The following is a 7,998-nucleotide window of genomic DNA, read 5'->3' as shown; positions in this document are numbered from 1 at the left end:
GTGTTGCGGCTGCTCGCCGGCAGGGCGCGGCGTCGGTCAACGAACGCGTTGTGATCGATGGCAATTGGGTATTCGCCGTAGGCGCCACGCGTGTGCACTGAGAATGCAAAAGCGCGATTTTCGCTTCCAATCTGGTCGGATATGATCTTAGAGAAACCAATGTGCAGAAGCCTGGTCGCGCGAAATTCTTCAATCGGTCCAATCCCATAAAGGATCGAGTGGAGGAAAAATAGATCAATGAAATGAAAGACTTGCGCTGGAAATTCTCGATGGCCCCATGATGGATGGGCTCGACCCGAGCGGATTGACGAGCGCATGCGGGCAACTGCGAGACGTTGGTCTCGTTCGACGTGGCGAACGGAGCTGGTTTGTATCTAATGCTGATGTTGGAATGGGTCGGTCTCCGCCCCTACCAGATCCACGTCTCGTTGACGCTCAGTTCTTGGCCGGCCGACATTCCGCGGCCTCAAGTATCTAGTCGCCAACTGACGACCTGAACGTCACAGGTTCAAATCCCGTCCCCGCAACCATTTTCATTATAACTCACTCACCGTCCCGGTCTAACCACCGGGACGGATTTAGTTTTTCAGGAATCAGGGGGGCGGGCGGGCGACGGAACAGGTCCGGCTGCGTGCGGCGTTACCAACACAGGCCGCCTCCTTTGGCGGCCTCTTTCATTTCGGTCGTCAAATTCCGCTGCGCAGCCGCTAGTTCGTTTGCGCCAAAACTTCGGGCGACAAACGAAGTTTATCGAACGTGCCGATTTCGCATAGCCAAACCCTTTGACGCGCCGGCAACAATAGTCTCCAGCGCTAACTGGTTCAAATTGCGCAAACATACAGGAATCAAAGAGTGGGAGGCGTCTATGATCGCGAGGAACAAGACCAGCTTCGTCATGACGGTCCTGGTCAGCAGCATGCTCTGTTGGGTAGCTGGCGCTGGTACGGCGGATGCACTTGAGGGCAAAGTTCTCGGCGGTGGCCAACCGATCACCAATTCGACCGTCACCCTCTGGGCTGCGAGCGAGGGCGCGCCGCAGCAGCTGGGACAGGCCCGCACCGGAGCCGATGGTGGATTTGCGCTCAATCCGACCATTCCGACCGGTGCTGTCACACTCTATCTGATCGCGAAGGGAGGCCAACCCGGAGCCAATGCGCAAGGTGGTGATAACCCCGCCATTGCGCTGATGACCGTGGTAGGCGGCAACCTACCGGCGACGGTCACAATTAACGAGATGACGACCGTGGCCTCGGTGTGGACCCACGCGCAATTCCTCGACGGCACGGCGATCAAGGGACCTTCGCTTGGCCTGCGCATCGCGGCGGGCAATGTCCCGAACTTCGTCGATCTGCAAACGGGTGGCTGGGGCACGACAATTCAGGACCCCCTCAATAGCAGTCAGACTCCAACGATGGCCAATTTCGCCACGCTTGCGGATGCGCTTGCCGGATGCGTCACGCGCGTGACACCAGATGCGTGTCCCAAATTGTACACCGCGACTACATCACCAAAGGGGGACGCCCCGAATGACACGCTGATGGCAGCGCAGTCAATTGCTCGGGCTCCGTGGTACCAGCCGACGCGAGTGTTTGCTCTTCTCGACCAATTTTATCCGGTCCCGAAAGACAAGACCATGCGAGCCGTGCCCTACATGCCCTATCTTGGCTTCGCACCCAGCGCGTGGGTTCTACCGCTCAAGTTCGATGGCGGCGGGTATCGCGCCGGCGGCAAGGCAATGTTCGACAGTGAAGGTAACCTCTGGGTCGGCGACAACTTCACAATAGGCTGGCAAGCGCAGGATACCCTTTGGCAAGGCAATGCCACCAAGTTCGCGCCCAACGGTCGTCCGCTCTCCCCGATCACCACCGGGTTTGCCGGCGGTGGAATGCAAGGCGGTACATTTGGAGCGGCCGTCGATGCCAAGGACAATGCCTGGCTTTCCAGTTATGGCGGCAAGTCAATCGCGGTGTTCGACAAGAATGGCAAACCGCTGACGCCACCCGAGGGCATCACCTTCGATGGCAAGCTCGGGCTGATGCAAGGGATTATCGCCACTCCCAGTGAAGATGTGTGGGTGGTGGGAATTTCAAAGAGCCAGCTTCTCCATTTTCCCAAGGGCGATCCAACCAAAGGCCGGATCGTCTGCGAGGGTCGAGAAGTTGAACCTTGCAAATCGTTCGTGGGTCCGTTCCACCTTGGCATCGATCAGCAGGACCGGATCTGGGTCACGAACGCCTTTGGCGCGCATGTGACGCGATTTCCCGCCTCTGACCCGAGCAAGGTCGAGAAATTCAAGACCGGCGGCTACAGCGGCAGCGGGCTTGGCATCGATAGTCGTGGCAATGTCTGGGTCACTAATCGGTTGGGCAGTTCGGATCGGGGAATGTTCGATATCGTCGAGGATATCGCTGTCCTGAAGATGGGTGGCAACGCTGACCGGACTCTCACTGAGCAAATGGCCAAACAGACTAGTCGAGACGGTGGCAGCGTCACGCTATTGCGACCGGACGGTACCCAATATCCCGGCTCGCCGTTCACTGGTGGCGGTTTGCCTGGTCCTTGGGCAGCGACGATAGATGGCAACGACAATGTCTGGATTTCCAACTTTGCCGCTCCTAACAGTCCGATCACCCAGTTGTGCGGCACTCGTACCGAGAACTGCCCTCCTGGTATGAAGACCGGCGATCAGATTTCGCCACCCGGAGGCTATGTCGGCGGAGGCCTGCAAATGCAGACCGATCTTGCCGTCGATCCCGCAGGCAACATCTGGGTCATGAACAACTGGCAGGATATTGCCAGCTGTTTCGGCAGTCCCAACGAAGCGCTCTCGACCCGTTGCGGCGGCCAGGGGGTGACTGTGTTCTACGGCATGGCCAAGCCGGTTCGCGCGCCGCAGATCGGTCCGGCCAAGCAACCGTAGTCGCGAAAGCAGGTCCTCGCGTCCCGGGCCGCACCCGTCCCAATCGGGTGCAGTCTGGCATTTCGTTCTGAGGGCATTTTGGTTTCGGCAGTCAGTGGAGACGCAACATGAGCTGGTTTCAATCGCGGCCGAAGATGCTCGACGCGCTGCTCATCGGGTCGTGCCTCGTTGCTCATCCGTTGTTTGTTGCTTCGTCATCAGCGCAGCAGCAAACGAAGCCCAACATCCTCTTCGTTCTCGCCGACAACATCGGCTACGGCGATCTCGGGGTCTACGGCGGCGGCGAGCTGCGCGGGGCGCCGACGCCGCGCATCGATCGCCTCGCGGCGGAGGGGTTGCGGCTGACGCAGTTCCTGGTCGAACCGTCCTGCACGCCATCGCGCGCCGCATTGCTGACCGGGCGCTATTCGATCCGCTCCGGACTGTCGCTGGTTGCGGTTGAAGGAACCGACATCTCGTTGCCGGCGAAGGAAATCACCATGGCCGAGATGTTGCATGATGCCGGCTATGCCGCGGCGATCTTCGGCAAATGGCATCTTGGCGCGCAGTCCTATAGCCAGCCGCAGAACAAGGGCTTCGACGAGTTCTACGGCATCCCGCCGGGCGCACCTGGGACGCCTTCCTGATGATCCCCCCAGGGTCGCCAGACCAAGACGCTCGATATCCCGCTGGACAGGGGGCCGCAGATCTATGAGGCCAAGCGCGGCGAGCCACTGAAGGTGGTCAAACCTTATATCGAAGAAGTCCGACGCGGGATCGACTGGGAGCTCGTGGACCGCGGCATCGATTTCATGCGGCGCCAGAAGGCGGCCAGCAAGCCGTTCTTTCTCTACCTGCAGATTTCCCGAACGCACTTTCCGAACCTGCCGTCGAAGCGCTTCGAGGGCCAATCGCGCATCGGGCAGTTCGGCGACTCGCTGATGGAAGGCGATGCCATCGTCGGCAGGATGCTCGATGCGCTCGACGAGCTCGGCCTCGCGCGTGACACCATCGTGGTGTTCGCCTCTGACAACGGTCCCGACGGCCCCGCGGTGCGCGCCTTCGGCGGCGATATGCCAGACATAGCCTTTTCCGGACCCTATCACGGCGCGCTCGGCGACGTCAGCGAAGGCTCGATCCGAACCGCCGCGATCATTCGCTGGCCTGGTCGAATCCAACCACGATCGTCCTACGCGATGTTCTCGATCATGGATTTCTTCCCCACTTTCGCGCATATCGTGGGCGGCAAGGTGCCGGACGACCGCCCGATCGACGGCGTCGACCAGGCCGACCTCCTGCTCGGCGGAAATGATGTTGGGCGGCGCGAACACCTCTTGACCTTCGTCGGCCCCAATCTGGTTGCGGCGCGTTGGAAACAGTTCCGTGCCTATTTCGCCGACGTAGGGCCAGGCCGCAGCGGCTCTAGCGGCGCCACTCTCTTGGGCGGTGTGGGCACCAGCGCGGCGCCGTTGAACGGTTATCCCAAAGTATTCAATATCGAAGCGGACCCGCGCGAGGAGCACAACATCGGCGAGATGTACGAATGGGTGGTCGGGCCACTGTTAAAGGCGGTGGAGGGGTACAAGGCGAGCGTCGCGAAGTATCCAAACCCGCCGGCGGCCAACATGACGCGGTTTTGAGCGGCCAGTTTTGCCGCCGCGCTTGCGAGAGCACGGGCGCAACAGGCAAGATCACGAGATCATGGAGCCGCCATCAGCATGGCGCAGCTTGGCGCGATCAGAGGAAGCCCAAAAGGCTCCGAGCTCTCTGTGCAATCTAGGCGTGATTCTGCCGATTGTGCATAGCCTGCGCCACAGTAGGTCAGCGATACTGTTCCAGCATGGCTTCGAACCTGCAGCGTATTCGCGCACGCCCATTCCGCTCCAGCTCATCGCTTCCACATGCATCGCCCAGAACGCCTGCATGCCGCGATTGCGCACGTCCGTGCTTATGCCAAAGGCTTGCCGGCGGCGCAGCCCTTTCTCCCGCGCTTCACGGCGCTTTTCGCGGCGCAATTCTGCCTGATATTCCGTGAGCTGCGTGCAGACTCACAGCGAGCGCGTCGAGCCAGCGCGCGAAAGTATTCACGTCCAATCGATGTCGACGGCAATACGCCCTGCGCGATACGCCGACGGGCCGGGCGGAGGGGTGAAGATGCGCTCGCCAGTCGATTTCAACCTGGCCCTCATCCAGCCGGTCACGCCATTTGCGCAGCGCGTAAGGCGACAGAGACAGCGCGGCAGCGTATTCGCGTACGCCCATTCCGCTCCAGTTCATCGCCTCCACATGCATCGCCCAGAACGCTTGGACGGCGCGATTGCGCACGTCCGTGCTGATGCCAAAAGCTTGCCGGCGGCGCTTTCGCAGTCCTTTCTCCCGCTCTTCACGGCGGCTTCTCGCGGCGCAATTCCGCCTGCCATTCCGTGAGCTTGCGTGCCGATTCCTCGCCAGCTGAGTTGCCAGGCCTCGATGTGAATCGACCACCATTCACGCCTGGCTTTGTTCTGGAAATGTTTTGGACCCACCGGAGATTCTCCAATGCAGTAGAGAACCCGAAATGGAACGAGAACACACTCTCGAAGAGTCGTGCAGGAGTCGGACGCTTACGTTGGTTCGTTGGTTGTTGGTTAGTTGGTTACAATCGACGGCAAGATAAAGCGAACTTTCGTTCGCGGCTCCTTCCGGTCGCAAGAGGTTGTCTGCACATTGTTTTTTGCAGCGTGTAACAGAACTCTGCAAGGTGAAGGGGTGCCGCTCTCTTCACTTTCTACTTTATTTTCAATGCTAAAATGGGTGGCGCTCGCAATGTGCGGCGTTGGCGGCTCCGCCGTTTTCACGCCGCAGCACGTAATTTCGCGCCACGCTACGATCGTCGCACGAAGGGTCTTGCAGCGGGATTTCTGCCCGTCGATTTCTAGCGGATGGCAACCGATGACTCCGATTTCCGCATTCGTCCGGGACGGTCCCGCAGCCGCGGCACACGCGTCAATCCACGCACACAATCCTTCCTGACCCAAGTCAAGGTCGCGGTCCGCAAGGCCGGCGGCAACCCCAACTGGATCAGCCGTTCGGCAGGTGGCCGGGAAGGGAAGAGCAGCGGCCGGTTCAACGCGAGGGGCCGGGGCGTCGCGACGGCGCTGACGCTGAGGGATCGGAGCGCGTGGAGCCGGGACGGGAGCGGGGCGCGCACACGGGCGCGACGGGTGGTGGTGAAGGCCCGCGTGGTGAAGCTCAACCCGCAGCGCGGAGCTGCCCGCGGGCGGCAGTTTGTCGGCGCCAAGGCGGTTGACGCGCATCTGCGCTACCTCGAGCGGGACGGCGTTACGAAGGATGGCGAGAAGGGCCAAGTCTATTCGGGCGAGCGCGACGTGGAGGATGGCCGCGCTTTCCTGGACCGGGGCCGCGATGACCGGCACCAGTTCCGCTTCATCGTCTCGGCCGAGGACGGCGTGGAGCTTGCCGACCCGCGCGAGACCACCCGCGATCTGATGAAGCAGATGGAAGCCGACCTTGGGACGAAACTCGACTGGATCGCGGTCGATCATCACAACACCGGCCGCCCGCACACCCACATCATCGTTCGGGGCATCACCGACGACGGCAAGACCCTCAACATCGCCGGCGACTATATCGCCTACGGCATCCGCGAACGGGCCAGCGAGATCGTCACCCGGGAACTGGGCCGGCAGACCGAGCTTGAGGTGACGAAGGAGCTTGAACGGGAAGTGGATGCCGATCGCTTCACCAGGCTCGACCGGATGCTGATCGCCGAGCAACAGGGGAGGGAGTTCACCGACCTGCGTCCCGACCAGGACATGCGCGACACGTTCCGTCAGAACCGCGCGCTGCTGATCGAGCGGGCGCGCAAGCTGGAGCGCATGGGGCTGGCGACTGAGATCGAGACTGGCAAATGGATTGTATCGCCAAAGGCCGAGCCGGTGCTGCGGGAGCTCGGCGAACGCGGCGACATCATCAAGACCATGCATCGGGCACTGGAGCGCGAAGGGCTGGCGGAGCACCGCCATCCCGCGCGCTACGTCCTGCACCGCGAGAACGCGACCGAGCGCATCGTCGGCCGCGTGCTCGACAAAGGGCTTGGCGGCGACGAGATGGGCGAGCGGGTCCGGCTGGTGATCGACGGGGTGGACGGGCGGGTGCATCACATCGAGATGGATGCCGCCCGCGCCGAGGACGTCGGCCGAGGCATGATCGTCGTGGCCGGCTCCACCCCTCCCGGGCCGCGAGCCGCAGACCACAACATCATGGATGTCGCAGGTCAAGAAGGCGTCTATCGCCCGTCCGAGCATCTGGAACGGGCACGAAGTGCCATCGACCGTATCGGCGGTGATCCCGAGGCCTTCGTTCGCTCCCACGTTCGCCGGCTGGAGGCGCTGCGCCGGGCCGGCCATGCCGAGCGGATCGATGCGGATCACTGGCGTGTCCCTGCCGATCTTCCCGAGCGCGGTCAAGCCTACGATCTCGCGCGGGACCGTGCGAACATCCGGGTTAGCGTCCTGTCTCCCACCGGCCTTGACCAGCAGATCGGCCACGACGGAGCGACTTGGCTCGACCGCGAGCTGCTCTCCCGCCAGCGCATCGCGCTCGCCGGCGAGGGGTTCGGTCAGGAGGTGAAGGCGGGACTGGAGAAGCGCAAACAGGCGCTCGTGAACATGGGTCACGTCAAGGATCTCGGTGAGGGCCAACTCCGTGCGCCCAGGGATCTGATCCAACGGCTCGATGCCATCGATATTGAACGGGCCGGCAAGGTGCTCGCTGCCGAACGCGGATTGCAATGGCAGCCTGTCGTCGCCGGCAGCCACGTCACTGGCCAGCTTGTCGGCTCAACCCAGTTATCCAGCGGCCGGTTCGCGATGATCGACGATGGCCTCGGATTCAGCCTCGTCCCGTGGCGGCCCGCGCTCGAACAGCATATCGGCCGCCACATCTCCGGCATCGCCATGCCAGATGGAGGAGTCGACTGGTCGTTCGCTCGCAAGCTGGGGCTCGGGCTGTAAACCGAAAGGAAAGCCTTGTCTGCTTGGAGGCAAGCAGGCCAGACCGGCGCCATCCCGTCAAGGCTGGCGCGTTCCGCGCCCCCG

General features: G+C 62.0%; 4 protein-coding genes and 1 pseudogene. 3 read left to right on the top strand and 2 right to left on the bottom strand.

Features of this window, described 5'->3' with window-relative positions:
* Positions 1 to 317: hypothetical protein (locus IVB46_RS06045; RefSeq protein ID WP_247342286.1), on the bottom strand; the 317-nt coding region annotated here is incomplete at its 3' end.
* 548 nt (positions 318 to 865) lie between these two features.
* On the opposite strand from IVB46_RS06045, the gene IVB46_RS06040 reads away from it, so the two are divergent.
* Together IVB46_RS06040 and IVB46_RS06035 are read left to right on the top strand one after the other, a co-directional pair.
* Complete coding sequence (locus tag IVB46_RS06040; RefSeq protein WP_247316209.1) at positions 866 to 2,920, top strand: hypothetical protein; 2,055 nt, start codon at positions 866 to 868, stop codon at positions 2,918 to 2,920.
* Between the two features lie 107 nt (positions 2,921 to 3,027).
* Positions 3,028 to 4,539: pseudogene (locus IVB46_RS06035) on the top strand (arylsulfatase).
* Between the two features lie 51 nt (positions 4,540 to 4,590).
* Here IVB46_RS06035 and IVB46_RS06025 read toward each other — a convergent pair.
* The gene (locus IVB46_RS06025) at positions 4,591 to 4,914 is read right to left on the bottom strand and encodes a hypothetical protein (RefSeq protein WP_247316206.1); all 324 of its coding nucleotides are present in this window, start codon (positions 4,912 to 4,914) and stop codon (positions 4,591 to 4,593) included.
* A 906-nt stretch (positions 4,915 to 5,820) separates the two neighbouring features.
* On the opposite strand from IVB46_RS06025, the gene IVB46_RS06020 reads away from it, so the two are divergent.
* Positions 5,821 to 7,914 carry a DUF3363 domain-containing protein gene (locus IVB46_RS06020; protein WP_247316205.1) on the top strand — a complete coding sequence of 698 codons (2,094 nt, stop codon included), beginning with the start codon at positions 5,821 to 5,823 and terminating at the stop codon, positions 7,912 to 7,914.
* The last annotated feature ends 84 nt before the right edge of the window (positions 7,915 to 7,998 follow it).

This window comes from Bradyrhizobium sp. 61 (genome assembly GCF_023073075.1).
Lineage (GTDB): Bacteria > Pseudomonadota > Alphaproteobacteria > Rhizobiales > Xanthobacteraceae > Bradyrhizobium > Bradyrhizobium barranii.
Note: the sequence above shows the minus strand (reverse complement) of the source record. Positions and strands in the feature narration are given on the sequence as shown.